The sequence below is a fragment of the Luteibacter sp. OK325 genome (assembly GCF_003050935.1).
Lineage (GTDB): Bacteria > Pseudomonadota > Gammaproteobacteria > Xanthomonadales > Rhodanobacteraceae > Luteibacter.
Map to the genome: position 1 here is coordinate 73,309 of NZ_QAOX01000010.1, position 20,201 is coordinate 93,509.

Consider the following 20,201-nt stretch of genomic DNA (forward strand, 5'->3'; position numbering starts at 1 on the left):
GCTGGATGCGGGGTGGCTTAGGGCTAGCACCCTATCGCCGATGAATCGGCTCCCACAGAAGGGATGTTCATAGGAGGCGTCCCTACCGAGTGGGACGTAGGTAGTTTTGCGGAAGTTCGCTACGCACAACTGCGCTGTCGCCGCTTTCGGCCCGGATCGATCCTTTCCCTCGAGATCCGCATCGTGGGAGAGCGCTCGTGAATGCACGCATGGCTTGGCGGGTGGGCGTCGCAGTCCTGCTCGCCCTTGGCGTACCGGTCGCCCTGGCGCAGTCACCTGCACCTGCACCTGCACCTGCGGCCGCACCGGGACCGGCAGCCCAGAACGCACCGGCGGCACCTTCGGCACCGGTGTTCAAGAAAGAACAGATCGACCAGTTCATGGCGCCCATCGCGCTGTATCCGGACGCCCTGCTCTCGCAGATGTTAATGGCTTCGACCTACCCTGCCGACGTGGCCGATGCCGCCGCCTGGTCGAAAGCCAATCCCAAGGCGACCGGCGACGCCGCGGTGAAACAGGTGGCCAACCAGCCGTGGGATCCCAGCGTGCAGTCGCTGGTGGCTTTTCCACCGGTGATCGCGCAGATGGGTGCGCATCCGGACTGGGTACGCAACGTCGGCGATGCTTTCCTCGCCCAGCCCGATGACGTGATGACTTCGGTGCAACGCCTGCGAGCCCAGGCGCAGAAAGCCGGCAACCTGAAGAGCACAGAACAGCAAAAGGTCATCGTGCAGCAGAGCGCGCCAACGACGACGATCATCGAGATCCAGCCCGCTGATCCCCAGGTGGTCTACGTTCCTTCGTACAACCCGACCGTGGTGTACGGCACCTGGGCGTATCCGGCTTACCCGCCGCCCTATTACCCACCACCCCCGGGCTATTACCATCCGGTCGCCACGGGGCTGGCCGCCGGCCTTGCCTTCGGCACCGGCATCGCTGTCGCCAATTCGCTGTGGGGCGGCTGCGACTGGGGACACAATGACGTCAACATCAACGTCAACCGCTACAACAACATGAACGTGAACAACCGCATCAGCGGGAACGGCAACACCAACTGGAACCACAACGCGGCCAACCGTCGCGGCACGCCGTATCGCGGCGCCGCCACTCAGCAGCGCTTCAACCAGGGCGTGGGCGGCGCTCAACAGCGCCAGGCGTTCCGTGGCCAGCCGTCGGGAATGGACGCCAACCGGCAGCGGGCGATGCAGAGTTTCGACCGCACGACGAATGGCGGGGCGGCAGCCTCTGCACGCCGACCGGGCGAGACCTTCAATGGTTCCCGTAATCCGGGAGGGGCTGCGGGTGCGAATGCGGGCAACCGTGCGGACCTGGGCAACCGCGCCAACGCCGCGGACCGCCAGGGCGGCGGGAATCGTCCGGGCGCCGGTGGTGCAGACCGTCAAGGCGGCCAGAATCGCCCCGGTGCAAACGGCGGCGGCGTGCAACACCAGCCCGGTGCCTCGCAGGCGCGCGCCAATGCCTTTTCCGGCGTGCGTTCACCGGGGGATGGCGCCGCGCAGCGCCAGCAGGGCCAGCGCAGCATGCAAAGCGCCGGCGGCCAGCGCAGCGGCGCCGCTGCCGGCCGTCAGATCAATCGGCCTGTCCCCGCGCGCGGCGGCGGCGGATTCCATCGTCGCTAGGAGCACGACATGTCACGATTCCTCACCAAGCGGTTCGCACAGACCCTCCTTGCGTCGTCGCTGCTCACTGCATTCGCCGTATGGGCTGCCGCAACGACGTACCCGACGCCGGATGCCGCGTCCGAAGCGCTGGTCGCCGCGCTGAAGGCGCACGACCAACCCGCTCTCGCCAAGGTACTCGGCGAGGACTGGCGCACGTACATCCCCACTGACGGCATCGATCGCGACGACGTGGACGCCTTCATCGCCGACTACGACAGCTCGCACAAGATCGTCACCGAAGGAAACACCCATCACCTTGCGGTGGGTAGCTCGAACTGGGTGCTGCCGATCCCCCTGGTGAAAGGAGCGAACGGCTGGTCATTCGATACGAAGGCCGGCCGCGACGAGATTCTCGCGCAGCAGATCGGCCATAACGAAGCATCCGTGCCGCAAGCCCTGCTCGCCTACTACGATGCCCAGCGCGACTATGCCTCGAGCACGCACGACAAGGACGCCGTGACGCATTACGCGAGCAAGCTGATCAGTACGCCCGGAAAGCACGACGGCCTGTACTGGGAAGCCAGCGACAACGCTCCGGAGAGCCCGCTGGGCCCGTACTTCATTACGCCGCCCACCGGTGGTGGTTACTACGGTTACCACTACCGCATTCTCACCGCGCAGGGGCCTTCGGCGCCCGGTGGCGCCTACAACTACATGGAAGGCAAGGTGCTGACCAACGGCTTCGCGCTGATCGCGTGGCCGGTGCGCTATGGCGAGACCGGGGTGATGACCTTCGAGATCAGCCATGACGGCCAGATCTTCCAGAAGAACCTGGGCAAGGACTCCGAGCACGCCGCTGCATCCATCACCCGCTTCGATCCGGACTCCAGCTGGACCGAGGTGCCGAGCGACACCCCGACTGCAGGAGATACCCAGTGAACGCTCGCCTCTTTCCCGCCCTGCTCCTGCTGGCCGCCGGCGCGCTCGTCGCCCCAGCCGGCCACGCCGCGGCCATGCTCAAGTGCACGATGCGTTTCGATCTCGCCTCCTGGTCCATCCTTTACAAACATTCCTCCGGCACGGGGACCGTCAGTTGCTCCGACGGTAGCCACCTGAAAGTTAAGCTGACCGCGAATGGCGGTGGCCTCGCCGTCGGCAAGTCCAACATCAAGGGTGGCAAGGCGAACTTCTCGGACGTGAGGTCGATCGATGAAACGCTGGGCACCTACGCCGCCGCCACGGCAAGCATGGGGCTGCCCAAGAATGGCGAAGCCCAGGTCATGACCAAGGGCGAGGTAAACATGTCCCTCGCAGGCGCTGGCAAGGGCTTTGGCCTGGGAGTTACGGTGGGCGGAATGACGCTCGAGAAAGTGCCCTGAGGTAGGCCGCCATGCGCAAGGTCAAGCTCGACTACTCCTACGAAGTGCGCTGCATTCGCCATGAAAGCGACACCGGCGCCTCATGCTTTTCCGCGGATGCGATCATTCGCGATGCCGACGGCAAGGAGGTGACGCGCGTGATCGGAAAGCGCGTGCACAGCTACGTGGAAGCCGCCGAAGACGAGGCCGTCGAATCCGCCCGGCAAGAGCTACGCCAGCTCAAGTCACGCCAACCGCCAGACGCCGGCAAACCCTGAACCAGGCACCGCAGCCGTTGTGGGAGCCGCTTCAGCGGCGAACCCTCACCCATAAACTGCCGAACGAGGCCTTGCAACCATCAAGCGAGCTGTTCACCCACCCGCCCGATGATCGCGAGGCCTCCCCCATACTACTTGCCCGTCACCGCGTCATTGAGCTTCTCAATAGCCTGATCAGCAGTAAAGGTATTCGGCTTCTGGATCTTCGGGAATTCACCAAAGGTCTGATTGAACTTGGTGAGTAACGCTATCGCGCCGTAGACGATGTAGACGTGGTTGATGTACCAGTCCCAATAGGTGTTCGAGGTGACGTCCGCGAACTCGTAAGGATCCGTCCTCAGGTTGTAGATCTTGGGAATGCGCATGGCCGTGAACGGTTCGCCCCAGATCTGCATCGTCCCTTTGCACCGCTGTTCCATGAACGTTATCTTCCAGTTGTCGTAGCGAATACCAAGGATGTCGCCGTCGTCGGAGATGTAGACGAAGAGCTTGCGCGGCGATTTCTTCTCCTGGCCGGTGAGGTATGACAACAGGCTCACGCCGTCGATGTGATTTTTATAGGTGCGGCCAATCGCCTTGACACCTTTTTTGAGATCGTCGACAACGGTCTTGTTTCCCGCGAGCTCCAGAAACGTCGGCAGCCAGTCATGGTGCTGCACGATTTCGTTCGACACGGAGCCGGGCTTGATCTTGCCGGGGTAGCGAACGACCAGCGGGATACGGAAGGCGCCTTCCCAGTTGGTGTCCTTTTCGCTGCGGAACGGCGTCATGCCGCCGTCGGGCCAGGAGTTCCGGTGTGGTCCGTTGTCGGTGGAATACAAGACCATGGTGTCGTCGGCGATGCCGAGTTTATCCAGGTAATCGAGAAGCGTGCCAACGTTCCTGTCGTGGTCGATCATGGTGTCGTGATAAGGGGACTGCCAGCGGCCGGCCTGGCCCAGGCTCTCTTCCTTGGTATGCGTATACAGGTGCATGTGAGTGAAGTTGACCCAGACAAAGAAGGGCACGTCGTCGTCCGTGGCCTTCTTGATGAACCCCTTCGCCCTTTCCGCGAAGTCGTCATCGCAGGTGAGCATCCGCTTCCGGTTGAGCGGGCCCGTATCCTCGATCTTCTGCTTACCGACCCTTCCCCATCTTTTCTGTTCCGTTGCGTCGTCGACGTCGGTAGCGAAACTATGGATCACGCCTCGCGGCTTCACCGTCTCGATGAAGGCGCCGAACTCCTCTTGGGGAAAGTAGTCATACATCTCCGGCTCTTCTTCAGCGTTGAGATGGTAGAGATTGCCGTAGAACTCATCGAAGCCGTGGTTGGTCGGCAACATGTGGTTGAGGTCGCCCAGATGATTCTTGCCAAACTGGCCCGTCGTGTAGCCTTGATTCTTCAGTAGCGCGGCGATGGTCACGATCTTCTCGTTCATGCCGGTCGGCGCACCGGGTATGCCGACTTTCGACAGGCCCGTGCGCATGACGCTTTGCCCCGTGATGAAGGAGGATCTTCCGGCCGTGCACGACTGCTCGCCGTACGAGTCGGTGAACATCATGCCTTCATTTGCCAGGCGGTCGATGTTCGGCGTCTGGTAACCCATCAACCCGTGCGTGTAACAGCTGAGGTTCGATATGCCGATATCGTCACCCCAGATGACCAGGATATTCGGTCGCTTGCCGCCCTTGCCGGCAGATCCTTTGGCCGGCTCAGCCTTCTTGTCTTTCTTGTCGCTCTTGCTCACGCTTGCCATGGTCACTCCTCCGCAATTGCACAGGTGGATCAGGGGGCCGACGGTCGTGGGGTCACCGACGGATCGAACACGTTCTTCCAGTCGTTCTTGATGCTGACGACGCGGAAGTGATAACGGGTGGCGGCGGCGAGGGAGTCGCCATTCTTTTCGGCATAGACGAACTCACGTGCCGCATCATCGTGGTTCACCAGCAGGGCGAACGACGGGCCGCCGCGATCCATGGCGTAACGCATCATCGCCACGTCGCCGACACCGCCGACGTTGCCGCCGACGAATACCGGCCGCCGACCGATAGCCAGATGGATCACCGGCGGCTTGCCCTCGCGGTCGGTCACGTGCTCCACCTTGCCGGTATAGGTCAGCACCGTCTTGCCGTCGCGCTCGTCGAATTTCGTCTGCAACGAACTGCCGATGACCCGCTCCGGGGGAATGCCGAACACCTCCTGCGACATCCCACGGGTGTAGGCGACAGGAGACCCACTGCAGATCCAGGTCTGGAAGCCGTTGGCCTCGAGGTAGCGCAGGAGTTCAACCATGGGGCGGTAGGCCAGCTTCGTGTACGGCTCGCCAAAGTGCGGGTTCGGTGCCGCACGCTCCTCACGCGCCATATCGGCGGACACCTGGTCCGCCGTGCGATCGTCGACGGCGGCAGCGACAATCTGCGCGAGGCCGCTCTCGCCGAGCGCCTGCAGGCCCTTGAGGTCGCCGGCGAGCAAGGCTGCCACGCCAGGTTGCTGCTTGAGCTCCGGGTGTTTGGCCACGGCCGTCTTCACATCCGCCACCAATGGCAGCAACGCCCCCGGCAACGGCTTCTCCGGCATGAGCGTGCCGTCCATGTCGAACACCGCGACGCGGGCTTCCGGTGCGATATAGCCCGGATCGCCCTCCTTGGTCGCCGCAGTGACGAAGTCGATGACCGCCGTGCGTGTCGGTCCGTCGTTCCACGAGGGCAACGCGTCCCCTGCGCCATCGGAGTGTGCCCGCCCCGTCGTGGCGATGATGAACAGCAGCGCTAAGGTCGCCACGGTATGGCGCATCTCCCACCGATAGCAAAGCATCGACACACCCTCCTCTGGAGGGTCCGATGATCCGCAAGTGGATGACACAGTCGAAGCGTAGTAGCGCCCAGAAGACCCTAGGTAAATCTACGAGGGGTCGGAATGCTAGGTAGAAATACCCAGCCGTTTCGCGGAGGTTTGCGCTGTGGCCCGCATCGGTCCGAGCCGAAGATCGAGCCATGCGAATCGCGACGATCCCACCTCTCCTGTGCCGCGCGATGCTCGCGCTGGCGCCCGCCTGTGGGTTCGCCCAGGACGCGGCCCGACCGACGCCAGTGACGCCGCCTACGGCGGCACCAAAGGAATCCTTCTGGCAGCTCATGCACGACCCCAACGACCACGCCATCGACATGTCGCGCTGGCTGCTCCAGCACAAGGGGGCACTAATCGTGCCTATCGTGATCACCGAACCGGCCGTGGGAAATGGTGGGGGCGCCGCGGCGGTATTCTTTCGCCCGGCAAAGCAGTCGCAGGCTTCGAAGGATCGGGGCGAGCGCATCGCGCCGAACATCTATGGCTTCGGCGCGGCGAAGACCCAGAACGGCACCTATGGCGGCGCCCTCGCAGGTGAGTTTCATTTACGTGACGATCGCTGGCGTTACAAGGCGGCCCTCGGCAAGGCTTCGGTTAACCTCGACTTCTACACCCAGGGATTGGTGCTCGCGCCGCGCAAGATCGGCTACAACCTCAACGGCTATTTCTCCTTCCAGCAGGTGCAGCATCGCGTCGGCGATACGCCCTTGTATCTCGGTGTCCGGTGGATCTATATCGATCTGAACAGCCGCCTGAACATCGAGAGCAACAAACAGTTCTTCAAGCCGCGCGACTTCGCCAGCAAAGCCTCCGGCCTCGGCCCGGTGATCGAATACGACACTCGCGACAACACGCTGACCCCCTCGAGCGGGCTATTGGCCATGGTCGATACGACCTTCTACATGCCGGGCATCGGCAGCAGCAACACGTTCCAGTCCTATCGCGCCCACACACTGGGCTATCTCCCGATCGGCAAGAGCCTGGTCCTTGGCCTTCGTGCCGATTACCGCACGGCGCCGGGCAACGTGCCCTTCTACCAGTTGCCTTCGATCGACCTGCGCGGCATTTCGTATGGGCGCTACCAGGACACCTCGGTTGGCATGATCGAAGCGGAACTGCGCTGGAACATGACCAAACGCTGGGCCACGCTGGTTTTCGGTGGCGCGGGTCGCGCGTGGGGCAGGCACAACGCGTTCGACAGCGCGCCCACGGAGACCACCAAGGGCGTCGGCTTCCGTTACCTCATTGCCAGTGCGCTCGGGCTTTATGCCGGGGTGGACTGGGCCTGGAGCCACGACGACCACGCCTGGTACCTGCAGGTAGGTAGCGCGTGGCGCTGACGCGGAGATTTCGATGAATACACCACCGGGCGACTATCATTACACCCCTGCAGCCGTCGTCGCAGATAGGGGCGATCCGGCCGTTGAGCTATCCGCGCGGCGCACCGGCATGTCGTTCCAGCGCACGCGCATGAGTACCGATCGCACGCTGATGTCGGTGATGCGTACCTCGATCTCACTGATCAGCTTCGGCTTCACCATCGGCCAGTTCTTCGAACATCTGCGTACGTCGAAGATCCTTGCCGAGGGGAGCCACGCTCCGCGCAACTTCGGCGTGGCCCTGGTCGGACTGGGCATCGCCATGCTCGTGCTCGGCATCGTCTATCACCTGCACTACATGCGTACGCTTCGCGCCGAGCGCGAAGCGATGGCACGCGAAGGCCTGATTCACGGCGAGACGCCCTACCCGGTCTCGATGACCTTGCTGGTGGCCTTGGTGATGCTGCTGCTTGGCGTACTGGCCATCATCAGCATGACCGCGCACATCGGACCCTTCGATTAGCGTCTCGGGGGCCAGAGCTTTGCGTGGGAGCCGGCTATGCCGGCGATGGGGTGAGGCGGACTGGTTATCGCCGCTGAAGCGGCTCCCACACCTCCCACAAGAGCCTTCGACTAGCGGATGACGCCGTCGGCTTTCATCTTCGGAATCAGCGTTTTCGACAGCTCGTTGGTGGCCTTGGGAATATCGTTGCTGGCCAGCCCCTGGGTGGTCACGGTCCAGACCAGCTTCTGGCTGCGCACGTCCCACAGGCTCGTTTCCAGGGTGACAACCGTCGTCTGGGTGATCTCGGGCGTGCTATCCCAGGCGCCACCGTACCAGCCGTAAAAGCCGCCGTAGCCAGGACCAGGGCCGCGAGGCGTGACGTTGATACGATCCTCGACACGCTGGACACGTGTGACCAGCACCGCGTCACTCCCCGTACTGCGAACGACGTCACCGAGCTTGGCTGAGCCATCGTGTCCGGAAGGAATCGCCGCGTAACTGGCCTGCGCTCGGACGCCGGCGGCGCTGAGGTCGCGGGCGAAGGTGTCTTCGAAGAGACGGCGCATGGTGTCACTGCGCGCGACACCGATCACCAGGACATTCGTTGCAGGCGGTCCGGACCAGCTCGGGTCCTTCCACTCGTTGGTGACGCTATACGTGGCACACCCGGAAAGCAGCAAGGCAACGACGATGCTTGCACGATATTTCATGACCAGACCTCCTTCGGTTGAGACGGTTGCTACGGCGCGCCCTCGCCCCGCGGCACCGTATACGGGCCTGCGGGATCGCGAATGAGGCCCATGCGGATGGCTTCACGCACCAGGGCCACGCCGCTGTGCACATGGAAAAGGTCGAGTAACGACTGTCGGTGGCTCTCTACCGTGCGCACCGAGATGCCGAGCTCGACGGCAATGTCACTGGCGCGGAGCCCGTGCGCCATGCGCTCGAGCACCTCGCGCTGTCGCCGTGTGAGTCGGTGCACGGAGGGTGGTGCGTTAACCAGCGCGGCCATCAGTCCGGGACTGACATAGCGGTGGTTCTCCAGCACGTCGTTCACGGCGTCGAGCAGCTCGTTGCGTGGCGACTGCTTCAGCACATAGGCCCAGGCACCCGACTGCATCGCGTCCTGCACGATCAGCGGCTCGTCGTGCCCCGACAGAACGATAAAGCGGCTGCCGTCGCGACGCTCGGCCACGCGACGCACCGGTTCGAGGCCGGGCATGTCCGGCAGGTCGATGTCGCCGACGACAAGCATGCCTGGCGCGACGCGCTCGAGCAGTGCGGCAGCGGAGTGCACCAGCACCACGGAGCGGACATGCGGCGCGAGCAAGGCGGAGACACCTTCGGCAACCACCCGATGGTGATCGGCGACAATGACGTCGACCGCCAGGGGAACGCGTTCGATGGGCTCATGCATCGCCGTCAGAGCGCAAGACTGATGTTCAGGACGAGCGGCTCACCCTTGATGCGGTTCCTCACGTCGAACTCTTTGACCCAACGCAGGGTGAAGTCGATGTTGCTTTCCTTGCTGAAGGATTTTTTATAGGCGAGTGCGGGGCCTGCGCCGTAGGAGCGTCCTTTGAAGCCGTTCAGGCGATCCGCCGTCGGGCCGTCGTCGTTCTCGAGCTGCCGGATGACGCCGATGACGCCGCCGAAGCCCCAACCGCTCGGTGTACGTTTCATCGCCAGCAGGTCGAGGCGGAACACGGCACCGTTCTGGTAGTCGGTGGCGTGGTTCTTCGAATAGAAGTCGACGCCGGCGAGGGCGCTGAATTCGAACGAGCCTTTGTCGTACAGGTGCGTGTAGCCCACCGCCGGGGAATACGTCCAGATGTTCAGGCCCTTGTTCGCCAGCCGGCCTTTCGTGTAATCCGCCGTGGGTGCGTAGATGTAGACCCCGAACGACCAGTGCTCCACCTCGCTCACGTGGTAGCTGGCGATCACCGGGGCGAAGTAGAGGTCGAACAGGCCGGAGGCGCGATCGTTGACGGCCGCCGAGCGCTGGCCGACGAACAGCGAAGCCGTCGCCGTGGGGCGGATGTACGGGACGGTGAACATACTGGCGTAGTTCCAGCGACCTTTGCCCGTATTCCAGATGTACGCGAACGTCGCCGCATAGAGATCGACCTTGGCGTGCAGGTCCAGCGCCGTACTGCCACCGATCGGAACGGACTTGCTGCCACCGATGCTGCCGTCGTAGTTGATGTAGCTCACCGAGACGTTAAGCCCTGGCGTCGGCGGCACGATTCCCACGAAAGGCGTGATCTGCGCGCCGGTGATCGATCGACCCAGGGCGCTTTCCGTGGCATCGGCCCCGGCAGGCGCAAGCGCCAGGGCGATCAGGGCGAAGACGATTCGGCGATTCATGGTCACGATCCGGCATCGGTGACAGTGACATGCAGAGTGCGGTGTGTACGCCCGTGCGATAAGCGAACTTTCACCCGGCACGCGTAAGTAAAACTACCGGTCTCACAACCTGGGGCGCAGCAGGGAACCGAAATTCAGGTACACAGCCGTGTGGCCGCCAGCGGCATGGCCGATGCCCAGGAAGACGGGACCCAGAGGCGATTGCACGCCGGCGAAGATGCTTCCCGCGTAGATCAGCGAGCCCGCGCTGACATCGCCCTTGCTCTGCCATGTATTGCCCGCTTCCAGGCTCATGCCGATGAAGATAGGCGTGGAGAACAGCGCGTCGAGGTTGCCCGTGCGCCGGTACAGCACGGCACGCCCGAGCGCTGACTGGTTGCCGTATAGCGATCGTTCGCTGTATCCGGACAGGTTGAGGAAGCCACCAAGGAAAGCCTGGCTCTCGAAGAAATTGGCATTGTCGATGGCGCTCGACGCACGCAGGCCCAGCAACAGGTGGTACCGACCGGTACTCATGCCCCAGTCCGGTACCCAGTCGGCGACGATGCGTGCGACGTCGCCTTTCACGTCGCCGCCCAGGAAGTCGCGGTAACTCTCGTACTCGACGTTGACGTGCGAGCCCCGGGTCGGAAACGCGGCGTTATCCAGGCTGTCCCAATCCACCTTCGCGCCGATCGAGGCAAAATCCGAGGCGCCGCTCGGAAATGCCGATGGCGTGCCGATGCGCAGGTCGCCGTTATCGCGGCCGCGCGCGAAGATGGTCGAGATGCGCCAGTACGAAGCAGGCGTCCAGCCTAGCTCGAAGCCCGCATTGCGACGACGGATACGGTATTCGGCGACCTGGTGGTTCGCACCGAGGTCGAACACCGGTACGTCTTCGTTGCGCAGCACGGCGAACGGCATGATGTACGCGGTCGCGCCTTGCCCGAACGGCTGGTAGAACTCCGAGCGAACGCCGCCGATGCGGCCGCTCCACAACGTATTGCGCCATTCGCCGCCGCTGTCGTTGAGGTTGGCGGCGGTGATCTCAGCGGAGATCAGGTATTCGCTTCGACCATTGAAGTCATCGTCGAGCTGAAAGCCCATCTTGCCGTAGATCGGGCCCCAGGCCTTGTCGACAGGGGTCAGGCGGATGCCACGATCTTCACCGCGCTCGACGAGGTGATAATCCACTTGCTGGTAACCGCCCTGCCCGTAGATGGTTCCGATACGCGCTTCGACCTCCTTCGGATCGAAGGGCTTGCCTACCTCGGGCTGCATGCGGTTGGCGGCGAATTCGCCACTGCGGGTGCTTCGGGTGTCCACGTCGATGAAAGCCACAAGCTTCGGATCGAACTGACGCTGGCGGTGGTTTTCTTCAAAGGCCTGCCAGGCCTGTGGCGATGCGCTGAGCGCACGCAGCCGCGGGAGCATCGCCTCCGCGGCAGCACGGCCGATGGCGATCGCTTCTTGTGCACGATTGAAATCCCCCGCGCCCAGCTTGCCCAGGGCGGGACGAATGAGGATGTCGCGGTCATCCAGCGCATTCAGTTGTCGCGCCGTCTTCTCGGCCATCAGTGCGCTGACCATCTGGTTGAGCAAGGCCACGGGGTTGGACAGGGTCGACTCTTCGGCCAGCGGCGTACCGACGTCCACCACGATGAGCCGGTCCGCCCCCATGTCGCGGACCACGTCGATCGGTACGTTGTCCATGAGGCCGCCGTCGACCAGAAGCTTGCCGTCGACATTGGTCGGCGCAAAGGCGCCCGGCACCGACATGCTCGAACGGATCGCCAGCGGCAGGTCACCATGGGAGAACACCACCGGCTTGCCCACCACGATGTCGGTCGCTACGGCCCGGAAAGGCACCGGCAGGCTGTCGAAGTCGGTGACGTTCCAGGTCGACACGAGCAGGCGACGTAGCAGCAGGAGCAGCTTCTGGCCCTGCACCACGCCGGCGGGCGTGACGATGTGACCGTTTTTGTAGCCGACTTCGAAGTTCAGCAGATAGCGATAATCGGCATCTTTTCGATGCATGGGTTCTTCGACGCGGTCCGGGTCGTCGGAGAAGAGGTCTTTCCAGTCGAGCTGGCCGATCACGTTGGCCATCTCGTCCGAGCTGTAGCCGGCCGCGTAAAGACCACCGACGATCGAGCCCATGCTGGTACCGGCGATGCGGCAGATTGGGATGTGTTCGCGCTCGAGCACCTCGATCACGCCGATATGCGCTGCGCCACGCGCGCCGCCGCCACCGAGCACGAGGCCGATGCAGGGCGAGGGATCGCGCGGTGCAGCGTGCACGACCGTCACGCACAGGAGCAGGCCGGTTGCCAGCGTCGAGAGCCAGGGAAGGGACAGGCGCATGCGGTTTGCCCGTATCGCAATCGGTCCTGAAGTCTCGTCCGGGAGGCCCGTCCGACGGCAGCGAAGAACTACTTAAGCCGAAGTGCGATAGACGTCCGCGCGAGATAGACACCAAGTGGCCCTTGCGCGCGTATAGTCCCCCGAGGGCATGGCGGGGGCCGCCCTTCACTGTCGTGACAGCTGGTCGGGGCCACCCTCCATGGGTGGCGGGAGAGGCGATGACGCAGGCCTTGGCATCGACGCATAACGTGACCCATTGGTGCGGGGGTGTGTTCGTGGGCGTCATCGCTGCCCAACTGCTCTCCGCCGCCCTGTGGAGTCACCAGGGCGGCACGCATATCGTCTGGTTCCCCGGTGCCGTACTGCTTGGCGCCCTGCTCGCTACACCGCGGAACATGTGGCTCGCCCTCATGGGCGCCGCACTGATCGGCCTTGTGGCCACCGGCGTGGCTTTCGGCCTGCCGCTGGCCGATACCACCCTGGTCATTGCGCCTGCGGTGCTTCTGACACCGGTGGCCGCATGGGTGTTGCAGCTCGTACCACTGCATGCGCCGCCGCTGGAAGATTTCATCCGCCTCTACGCTTTCTCCGCCGTCGCGGTGATCGCGCTGCCTGCGGCCTGCGCGACGCTGGTCTACCAGGCAAGCCACTTCACTTCGTTTCGCGGTTCCATTCTGAGCGACTGGCCAAATATCGCCCTCGCCCATGCGCTCGGCTATGTGCTGTACGTGCCCGTGTGGGTCAGCGTGCGGAACCCGGAAGCCGCCGTGCGCCACGAGCCACGGCTTCCCACCGAATTCTACCTGCTCATGATCGTGTCGATCGCCCTGCTCGGTGTCATCTGGTACGGCTATGGAAGCCGCGCCGAGCTTGTCCCTGTACTTTGCCTGGCACCGGCGCCGATCATCATCGCCGCGATCATCCGGGCACAGATGACGGGCAGTTCCATTGCCGTCTTCATCATCGTGATCATGGCCGGTCACCTTAGTGTCACCGGACATGGCCCCTTCATGGCCTCCACGCCGCAACAGACGACTCTCGCACTGCAGCTGTGGACGCTCACCGCGGCGCTATCGGCGTTGACGCTCGGCGTCGTGGTGGAGCAGCGCTTCGCCAGTCGCCGCGCCTTGAACGACGCGCATGGCGAACTGCGCGAGATGACCGGCCGGCTCATCGCCACCCAGGAGCAGGAGCGCGCGCGCCTCGCCCGCGACCTGCACGACGACATCAACCAACGCCTGGCGGCGGCTTCGATCGGCCTGAGCTCATTGCGCCGACGTGTACCACCGGCGATACAGGGCGAGGTCAATCACATCCAGCACCAGGTAATCGCTTTGTCGGAGGACGTGCGCCAGTTATCACACGAACTTCACCCCAGCTGCCTGCACCATGCGGGCTTGCGCGATTCGCTCGAGGCGCTGTGCCATACGCAGCGGCGCCCGCGGGCGCCGCATGTGATCTTCATCGCCGATCGGGCCATCGATGTACTTTCGGCGGATATCGCACTGTGTTTCTATCGTGTCACCCAGGAAGCGCTGACGAATGCACTCCGTCACGCTGAAGCCAGTCAGGTCACCATCAAGGCATCGGTGACCAGCGATGCTGCGTCATTGTGGATTTTCGACGACGGCAAGGGGATCGATCCCGACGATCTGCCATCGGCAGGACCGGGCATCGGTTTGATCAGCATGAACGAACGTGCGAAGTTGCTGGGGGGCAGCTTCGAATTGCGTACCGCACCGGGAAAGGGAGTGGATCTATGTCTACGCATTCCGCTGGAAACGAGCTGAGTTGCGAGGCGCTGCCGCGCATCGTCTTCGCGGACGACCACCGCATGGTCGCCGAAGGTATCGAACGCCTGCTCGACGATGATTTCGAACTGGTCGCCCTCGCCCAGGATGGTCGCAGCCTCCTCGACATTGTCGAGCGCGAAAGCCCGGACCTCATCCTCTCGGACATCAACATGCCCGGCGGCAACGGACTCGAGGTGCTCAAGACCCTGCGGAGCCGCGGCGACAGCACCCCCTTCGTCTTCCTGACCATGCACGCCGAACCCGCCCTGGCCGCCTCGGCGATGCGCTCCGGCGCCAACGGCTACGTGCTCAAGGTCTCCGCCGGCGACGAACTGCTCAGTGCGCTGCGTCAGGTGCTTGCCGGCGGCACTTATGTCACTCCCTCGCTGGGTGCTCGCTATCTGCGCGGCCGCATGGCCGATCTGCACGAGCTCACCCCCAAGCAACGCGAAGTGCTGCGTCTGGTCGGATCAGGCCTTCGCTCCAAACAGATTGCCGCGCAACTGGGCCTCTCGGTGCGCACGGTGGAAGCGCACAAGTACACCATCATGCAGATACTGGACGTGCACAGCACGCTCGAGCTGGTGCGCCGTTCGGAGGACCTCGGGCTGCTGTTCTGACCCGGGAAACACGGAAGTAGATATACGCAGCGGTAGTCACGTGGCTTTACGCTGGCCCGTACCTGCTGCCAGGCGGAGAGTGAGCCCATGGATGACATACGCCCCACCCCTTTCAGAGCCAGTGTCGTCCTCGCGGACGACCATCCGCAGACTGCGCTGGAAATCGAGCGCCTGCTGCGCGAGGACTTCAACGTGATCGGAGTCGTCGGCAACGGCGCCGCACTGGTTTCGCTTGTCGAGATCATGCAGCCCGACGCCGTGGTCACCGACATCGCCATGCCCGGGATGGATGGCCTTGAGGCCGCACGCCGCCTCGCTGTGAGCTGCCCCGGCCTGCCCGTGGTTTTCGTGAGCTGCCACGACGATGCCGGCATTGCACGCAGGGCGCTTTCGCTTGGCTCCGCCTACGTGGTCAAGGCATCGGCCGGTGAGGACCTGCTCGATGCGGTCCACGCGGCCCTGCGTGGCGACGCCTATGTGTCGTGCTCGGTACGCACCGGATACCTCGACACTCCGTAAATCTACTTGAGCGGGAACCGTAGTTCCTCGGTCGCAGCATGGCCGTAGACGCGCGAGCATGGATCCCGACATCGTTTTCCCGTTCACCACGTCCGGCGGAACACGGAACATGGCCACCACCACCCCCGGCGGCCTGCCGCTGGCGTGGCGAATGGGTCTCTCGTCGGCCGTGGCAACCTCCAGGGAGTGATCATGGCCCTCGCCAATCCTGTGCACCGTTACCCGTCCACACTGCGGGCAATCGACATGTCCCGCCTGGAAGGCGGCATGTTCCGCATGGGTTCGGAACGTTTTTATCCGGAAGAGCAACCCGTGCACCGCGTCCGCGTCGATCCTTTTCTGATCGATCGCACGCCGGTGACCAACGCGCAGTTTGCACGCTTCGTGGAAGCCACCGGCTACCTGACCTTCGCCGAGATTCCGCCGCGCGCCGAGGACTATCCCGGCGCCCTGCCCGAGATGCTGCACCCGGGCTCGCTGGTCTTCGTGCAACCGTCCGGCCCGGTGCCGATGCAGATCGATCACTGGTGGCGCTTCGTACTGGGTGCCGACTGGCGCCATCCCACCGGTCCGGGGAGCGACATCCATGGCCTGCAGGATCATCCGGTGGTGCATGTCACCGCCTCCGATGCCGAAGCGTACGCGGCGTGGGCGGGAAAACGCCTGCCCACCGAAGCCGAGTGGGAATTCGCCGCTCGCGGCGGCCTCGATCATGCGGAGTACGCCTGGGGCGATGTCCTCGAACCGGCCGGCGGCTACATCGCCAATTACTGGCAAGGGCACTTTCCACACGAGAACACCGCGGAGGACGGTTTCGAGCGTACGTCGCCGGTGGGATCGTACCCGCCGAACGGCTATGGCCTCGTCGACATGATCGGCAACACCTGGGAATGGACGTCCGACTGGTATCGGCCCGGGCACACCGTTGAGGTACAAAAGGCTTGCTGCGTACCGGCGAATCCCCGGGGCGGCTGCATGGAACAGAGCCACGATCCACGCGCCGCGGGACCGGCCATACCGCGCCGGGTGTTGAAGGGCGGCTCCCACCTGTGTGCGGTGAACTACTGCCAGCGCTACCGACCGGCGGCGCGCTATCCGCATCCGATCGACACTTCCACCAGCCACATCGGCTTTCGCTGTGTTGCCGACATCACCCCGGAGGCTTCACCGTGAACGCCACGATCACCCTCCTGCAGGCCAGTATCGATGCAGGACGCAACCTGATCACGCCCATACTCAGCCTTTCGCAAGTGTTCACCCTGCTCTTCGTGGTAATGGGGCCACCGCTGAAAACGCCGCTCGCTTACTACGTGCGCATGCAGGCCTTCGATGCGGCGACGCGACGCAGCCTGGCGATCAAGACGGCCATCCTTGCCACCGTGGCAGCGCTGATCGGCGGTTTCCTCGGCCTCGCGTTACAGAACAGCTGGCAGATATCCCTGCCCGCGATGCTACTCGCGGGCGGTCTTATCTTCCTTCTCGTCTCGCTGCGCACGGTGCTCGAGCAGTACACCTCCGCCCCCGCGGCGCATCCAGTGCCCGATGGCACGGTACCACCGCGCCCGCAGGCGCCCAGCGCTTTTGAACTGGCCGTGCCGATGATCGTGACGCCTTACGGCCTGGCCGGCCTGATTATCCTGCTCGCCTCCAGCCACAGTACCGAACGCACGCTGGGCATCGTCGGCATGCTTCTGCTGGTGATGCTCCTGCACCTGCTGGCCATGCTCTTCTCGGGCCCGATCGTGCGAGGCATCGGACCGTTGCCATTCAAGCTGTTCGGCACGGTGATCGGCTCGCTCACCGTCGGCTTGTCCGTGCAGATGATGATTCTCGGTTATCAGCTGCTGGCGACCATGCCTGTGCTCAGTGGCCCGATATCGTCACCGTGATCTTGCGCTGGTGCGCTTCATGACGGTGCTCGTAGAGGAACACACCCTGCCAGGTCCCCAGCAAGGGACGCCCACTGTGAACCGGCACCGAGAGCGACACGCCGGTGAGCACCGCCCGCACATGGGCAGGCATGTCGTCGGGGCCTTCATCCTGATGACGGAACAGCGGATCGCCGTCCGGCACCAGGCGTGCGAAGAATCGCTCGAGGTCGGCGACCACCGTCGGGTCGGCGTTCTCGCCAATGAGCAGCGAGGCGCTGGTGTGCTGGACGAACACGTGCGCGATGCCGGTCGTCACGCCACTGGCCGAGACGGCGTCGGCGATGCGGTCGGTGACCTCGGTGAGCGAACGCCCGCGCGTGTGGACGGTGAATGTGGTCTGCGCGATGTGCTGTACAGGCTGGGCGCGGCTCATCGCGGGCTCCGGATCAGGGATAAAGCAGGCGGCTGGTCCAGCTTGTACCGTGTTCGGCGTGCACGATGCGTTCGTGCAGGCGAAACTCGGCGCCGTACCAGAACTCGACGCGGTCCGGCTTGAGGATATATCCGCCCCAATGGGGAGGGCGCGGCACGTCGCGGCCTTCGAACTCCTTCTCGAAATGCGCCACGCGGTCTTCAAAGGTCTGCCTGTCCGGCAGTTCCTGGCTTTGTTTCGACGCCCAGGCGCCGATCTGGCTGCCGCGTTGGCGACGGACGAAGTAGCCGTCCGATTCGGCGGCGCTGGCCTTGCTCACGCGCCCTTCGAAACGTACCTGGATGCCCTCGCGAATCTGCTTCCAGTGGAAGCACGCCGCGACCTGGTCGTGCGCGGCCATCTCGCCGGCCTTCGCGCTCTCGTAGTTGGTGAAGAAACCCAGCCCGTTCTCGTCGATGCGCTTGAGCAGCACGATGCGTGAATGCACGCGGCCGTTAGCGTCGACCGTGGCGAGGTTCATGGCGGTGGGTTCGCGATCGCCACTGGCTTTCGCTTCGTCCAGCAGGCCACGGAAGGTGTCGAGGATCTCGGGAGTCAGCATGGGTGGGCTATGCTTGCCGGTATGGAATCAGCCGATGCTAGCACGCTCGCCGAGCGGGTCCTGGGGCGTTTCGCCGCGTCGGTCGCGCACGCCTCGCTGCCCTTCATCCTGGGTGTTTCCGGCCTGCAGGGCAGCGGCAAGAGCACGCTGGCAGCCGCCCTGATCGAGGCTGCAAGGGAACGGGGATGGTCCGCGGTGACCCTGTCGCTGGACGACGTGTACCTGACCCGCGCCGAGCGCGAGGCCCTGGGCAAGCAGGTCCATCCACTCCTGCGGACACGTGGCGTCCCCGGAACCCATGATCTCACCCTGCTCGCGTCCACACTCGATGCCCTCGAAAAGGCGGCGCCCGAGCGGCCCGTGTCGATCCCGCGCTTCGACAAGGGACAGGACGACCGCTATGCATCGACGCTGTGGCCCGAGGTGCCGCAGCCACCGATGCTGGTCATCCTCGAAGGCTGGTGTCTGGGCCTCGAACCGCAGACCGACACCGATCTGGTCGAGCCGATCAACACACTGGAACGCGAGGAGGACGCCGACGGCGCCTGGCGTCGGTGGGTGAATGCGAAACTCGCCGACTACCTTCCCGTGTGGCGCCGCCTGGATGCTCTCGTGCTGCTCGAGGCCCCGTCATGGGATGTCGTGGCACGTTGGCGCGACGAAGCCGAGTGGTCGCTTCGCGCCCGCGGCGAGCCCCGTGCGATGGACGAAGAAGAGATGGCGCGCTTTCTCCAGCATTACGAACGCCTGAGCCGTCATGCGCTCGCGACGTTGCCAGCGAAGGCAGACCTGGTGGTAACGCTCGATTCTTGTGGGAGCCGCTTCAGCGGCGATGGGTGCTTGCTGAAACCTGGCCCGCTACCGCGGGATCGCCGATGAATCGGCTCCTACAGAAAGATTACAGAAGCGCGGCGTAGCCCATGCGTGCGTCGGGCCAGCGGCATTGGAATCCCGTCGCACGCAGGCGCGCATTCGACATGCGCTTGTTGCCAATACCCGCAGCGGCCGGCCCGTCCGCCGGCGGGGCTGCGCCGAGCAGGCCGGCAAGGTAGTCGTAGAGTTCATCCACAGGCAGCGGCGTGTCGTCGACACCGACGTAAAGCGATTCGGGTGCATCCAGCGACAGCAAGTGCGCGATTGCGGCAGCCGCGTCGTCGACGTGCATGCGATTGGCGAAAACACCGCGGCCACGCGGTACGGAAACCTTGCCGTCGCGAAGCCGCTCGAGCAGTTGCGTTCTTCCCGGACCATAGAGACCGGCCAGGCGCAGCGACATGCCGCCAACATCACGCGACGCCAGCCAGTCTTCCGCTTCGACAAGAACACGCCCGTTAAAGCCGGGCGGATCCGGGGGCGTGGTTTCGTCGACCCAATCGCCGGCGTGCTCGCCATAAACAGCCGTCGAGGAGACAAACAGCGTGCGCCGCGGCGGCGCCGGAAGGGCCTCGACCAGATGGCGAAGCCCGTCGAGGAACACGGCGCGATACGCCGCCTCGTCGCGCGCATCCGGCGTCGGGGCGAAAACCACCGCGTCGACCTTCGGCAGGCCACGCAAGGTGTCCGGCCGGGTCAGGTCGCCGCGCAGCCAACGCGTGGCCGGATCCGGCGCCATCTCACCACGGCGAAGTGCAAACACCTGTTTTCCCTGCGCCACCAGGCGACGCGCCACGCGGCTACCGACATCGCCCGCGCCGGCAATCAGCACGGTCTCGTTCTTCTGTGGATGGCTTATTGCTAGCATGGGT

Annotated in this window: 21 protein-coding genes; 12 read left to right on the forward strand and 9 right to left on the reverse strand. The window is 64.1% G+C overall.

What is annotated here, in order from left to right:
- The first annotated feature begins 197 nt into the window (after nt 1-197).
- Genes C8J98_RS18695 through C8J98_RS18710 form a run of 4 tightly spaced genes read left to right on the forward strand, consistent with a single transcriptional unit; the run spans nt 198 to nt 3,258 of the window.
- Complete coding sequence (locus C8J98_RS18695; protein ID WP_233260293.1) at nt 198-1,640, forward strand: DUF3300 domain-containing protein; 1,443 nt, start codon at nt 198-200, stop codon at nt 1,638-1,640.
- A 9-nt stretch (nt 1,641-1,649) separates the two neighbouring features.
- Nucleotides 1,650-2,561 (forward strand): DUF2950 domain-containing protein, encoded by a 912-nt coding sequence (locus tag C8J98_RS18700; RefSeq protein WP_107914852.1) that lies wholly within the window; start codon nt 1,650-1,652, stop codon nt 2,559-2,561.
- Nucleotides 2,558-3,001, forward strand: coding sequence for a hypothetical protein (locus tag C8J98_RS18705; RefSeq protein WP_107914854.1), 444 nt, complete (start codon nt 2,558-2,560; stop codon nt 2,999-3,001). Before C8J98_RS18700 ends, C8J98_RS18705 begins: the two co-directional genes overlap by 4 nt.
- A gap of 11 nt (nt 3,002-3,012) precedes the next feature.
- Nucleotides 3,013-3,258, forward strand: coding sequence for a hypothetical protein (locus tag C8J98_RS18710; protein WP_107914857.1), 246 nt, complete (start codon nt 3,013-3,015; stop codon nt 3,256-3,258).
- A gap of 131 nt (nt 3,259-3,389) precedes the next feature.
- On the opposite strand, the gene C8J98_RS18715 is transcribed toward C8J98_RS18710, so the two are convergent.
- Together C8J98_RS18715 and C8J98_RS18720 are read right to left on the reverse strand one after the other, a co-directional pair.
- Nucleotides 3,390-4,994 carry an arylsulfatase gene (locus tag C8J98_RS18715; protein ID WP_107914859.1) on the reverse strand — a complete coding sequence of 535 codons (1,605 nt, stop codon included), beginning with the start codon at nt 4,992-4,994 and terminating at the stop codon, nt 3,390-3,392.
- Nucleotides 4,995-5,023: 29 nt separating this feature from the next.
- Complete coding sequence (locus C8J98_RS18720; protein WP_107914861.1) at nt 5,024-6,052, reverse strand: HAD family hydrolase; 1,029 nt, start codon at nt 6,050-6,052, stop codon at nt 5,024-5,026.
- 179 nt (nt 6,053-6,231) lie between these two features.
- On the opposite strand from C8J98_RS18720, the gene C8J98_RS18725 reads away from it, so the two are divergent.
- Both C8J98_RS18725 and C8J98_RS18730 read left to right on the forward strand, forming a co-directional pair.
- A complete protein-coding gene (locus C8J98_RS18725; RefSeq protein WP_233260294.1) occupies nt 6,232-7,425 on the forward strand; it encodes a BamA/TamA family outer membrane protein in 1,194 nt (397 codons plus the stop codon).
- A 13-nt stretch (nt 7,426-7,438) separates the two neighbouring features.
- On the forward strand, nt 7,439-7,927 hold the full coding sequence (locus C8J98_RS18730) for a DUF202 domain-containing protein (RefSeq protein ID WP_199229958.1): 489 nt from the start codon (nt 7,439-7,441) through the stop codon (nt 7,925-7,927).
- Nucleotides 7,928-8,037: 110 nt separating this feature from the next.
- Here the strand turns inward: C8J98_RS18730 and C8J98_RS18735 are convergent, their stop codons facing one another.
- The 4 genes from C8J98_RS18735 to C8J98_RS18750 all read right to left on the reverse strand — a co-directional run bounded on the left by C8J98_RS18735 (nt 8,038) and on the right by C8J98_RS18750 (nt 12,619).
- Entirely contained in the window at nt 8,038-8,619 is a 582-nt protein-coding gene (locus C8J98_RS18735) for a hypothetical protein (protein WP_107914863.1), read from the reverse strand.
- 29 nt (nt 8,620-8,648) lie between these two features.
- The gene (locus C8J98_RS18740) at nt 8,649-9,326 is read right to left on the reverse strand and encodes a response regulator transcription factor (protein WP_107914865.1); all 678 of its coding nucleotides are present in this window, start codon (nt 9,324-9,326) and stop codon (nt 8,649-8,651) included.
- A gap of 5 nt (nt 9,327-9,331) precedes the next feature.
- Nucleotides 9,332-10,276 (reverse strand): transporter, encoded by a 945-nt coding sequence (locus C8J98_RS18745; protein ID WP_107914867.1) that lies wholly within the window; start codon nt 10,274-10,276, stop codon nt 9,332-9,334.
- A gap of 102 nt (nt 10,277-10,378) precedes the next feature.
- Entirely contained in the window at nt 10,379-12,619 is a 2,241-nt protein-coding gene (locus tag C8J98_RS18750; protein ID WP_107914869.1) for a patatin-like phospholipase family protein, read from the reverse strand.
- 218 nt (nt 12,620-12,837) lie between these two features.
- Between C8J98_RS18750 and C8J98_RS18755 the strand changes: the two genes are divergently transcribed.
- The 5 genes from C8J98_RS18755 (at nt 12,838) to C8J98_RS18775 (ending at nt 17,440) form a co-directional block, all read left to right on the forward strand.
- On the forward strand, nt 12,838-14,409 hold the full coding sequence (locus tag C8J98_RS18755; RefSeq protein WP_107914871.1) for a sensor histidine kinase: 1,572 nt from the start codon (nt 12,838-12,840) through the stop codon (nt 14,407-14,409).
- The gene (locus tag C8J98_RS18760) at nt 14,379-15,032 is read left to right on the forward strand and encodes a response regulator transcription factor (RefSeq protein ID WP_107914872.1); all 654 of its coding nucleotides are present in this window, start codon (nt 14,379-14,381) and stop codon (nt 15,030-15,032) included. The genes C8J98_RS18755 and C8J98_RS18760 overlap by 31 nt, the downstream gene beginning before the upstream one ends.
- Before the next feature lie 87 nt (nt 15,033-15,119).
- Nucleotides 15,120-15,551 (forward strand): response regulator transcription factor, encoded by a 432-nt coding sequence (locus C8J98_RS18765; protein ID WP_107914874.1) that lies wholly within the window; start codon nt 15,120-15,122, stop codon nt 15,549-15,551.
- Nucleotides 15,552-15,743: 192 nt separating this feature from the next.
- Nucleotides 15,744-16,724: a formylglycine-generating enzyme family protein gene (locus tag C8J98_RS18770; RefSeq protein WP_233260295.1), complete on the forward strand. Its 981-nt coding sequence runs from the start codon at nt 15,744-15,746 to the stop codon at nt 16,722-16,724.
- The gene (locus C8J98_RS18775) at nt 16,721-17,440 is read left to right on the forward strand and encodes a MarC family protein (protein ID WP_107914876.1); all 720 of its coding nucleotides are present in this window, start codon (nt 16,721-16,723) and stop codon (nt 17,438-17,440) included. The genes C8J98_RS18770 and C8J98_RS18775 overlap by 4 nt, the downstream gene beginning before the upstream one ends.
- Here C8J98_RS18775 and C8J98_RS18780 read toward each other — a convergent pair.
- Complete coding sequence (locus C8J98_RS18780) at nt 17,415-17,855, reverse strand: secondary thiamine-phosphate synthase enzyme YjbQ (protein ID WP_107914878.1); 441 nt, start codon at nt 17,853-17,855, stop codon at nt 17,415-17,417. The genes C8J98_RS18775 and C8J98_RS18780 overlap by 26 nt on opposite strands.
- 13 nt (nt 17,856-17,868) lie before the next feature.
- Nucleotides 17,869-18,456: a pyridoxamine 5'-phosphate oxidase gene (gene pdxH, locus C8J98_RS18785; RefSeq protein ID WP_107914880.1), complete on the reverse strand. Its 588-nt coding sequence runs from the start codon at nt 18,454-18,456 to the stop codon at nt 17,869-17,871.
- Nucleotides 18,457-18,477: 21 nt separating this feature from the next.
- On the opposite strand from pdxH, the gene C8J98_RS18790 reads away from it, so the two are divergent.
- Nucleotides 18,478-19,335, forward strand: a complete 858-nt coding sequence (locus C8J98_RS18790; protein WP_233260296.1) for a kinase — start codon at nt 18,478-18,480, stop codon at nt 19,333-19,335.
- Between the two features lie 19 nt (nt 19,336-19,354).
- On the opposite strand, the gene C8J98_RS18795 is transcribed toward C8J98_RS18790, so the two are convergent.
- On the reverse strand, nt 19,355-20,197 hold the full coding sequence (locus C8J98_RS18795; protein ID WP_107914882.1) for an SDR family oxidoreductase: 843 nt from the start codon (nt 20,195-20,197) through the stop codon (nt 19,355-19,357).
- Nucleotides 20,198-20,201: the final 4 nt, after the last annotated feature.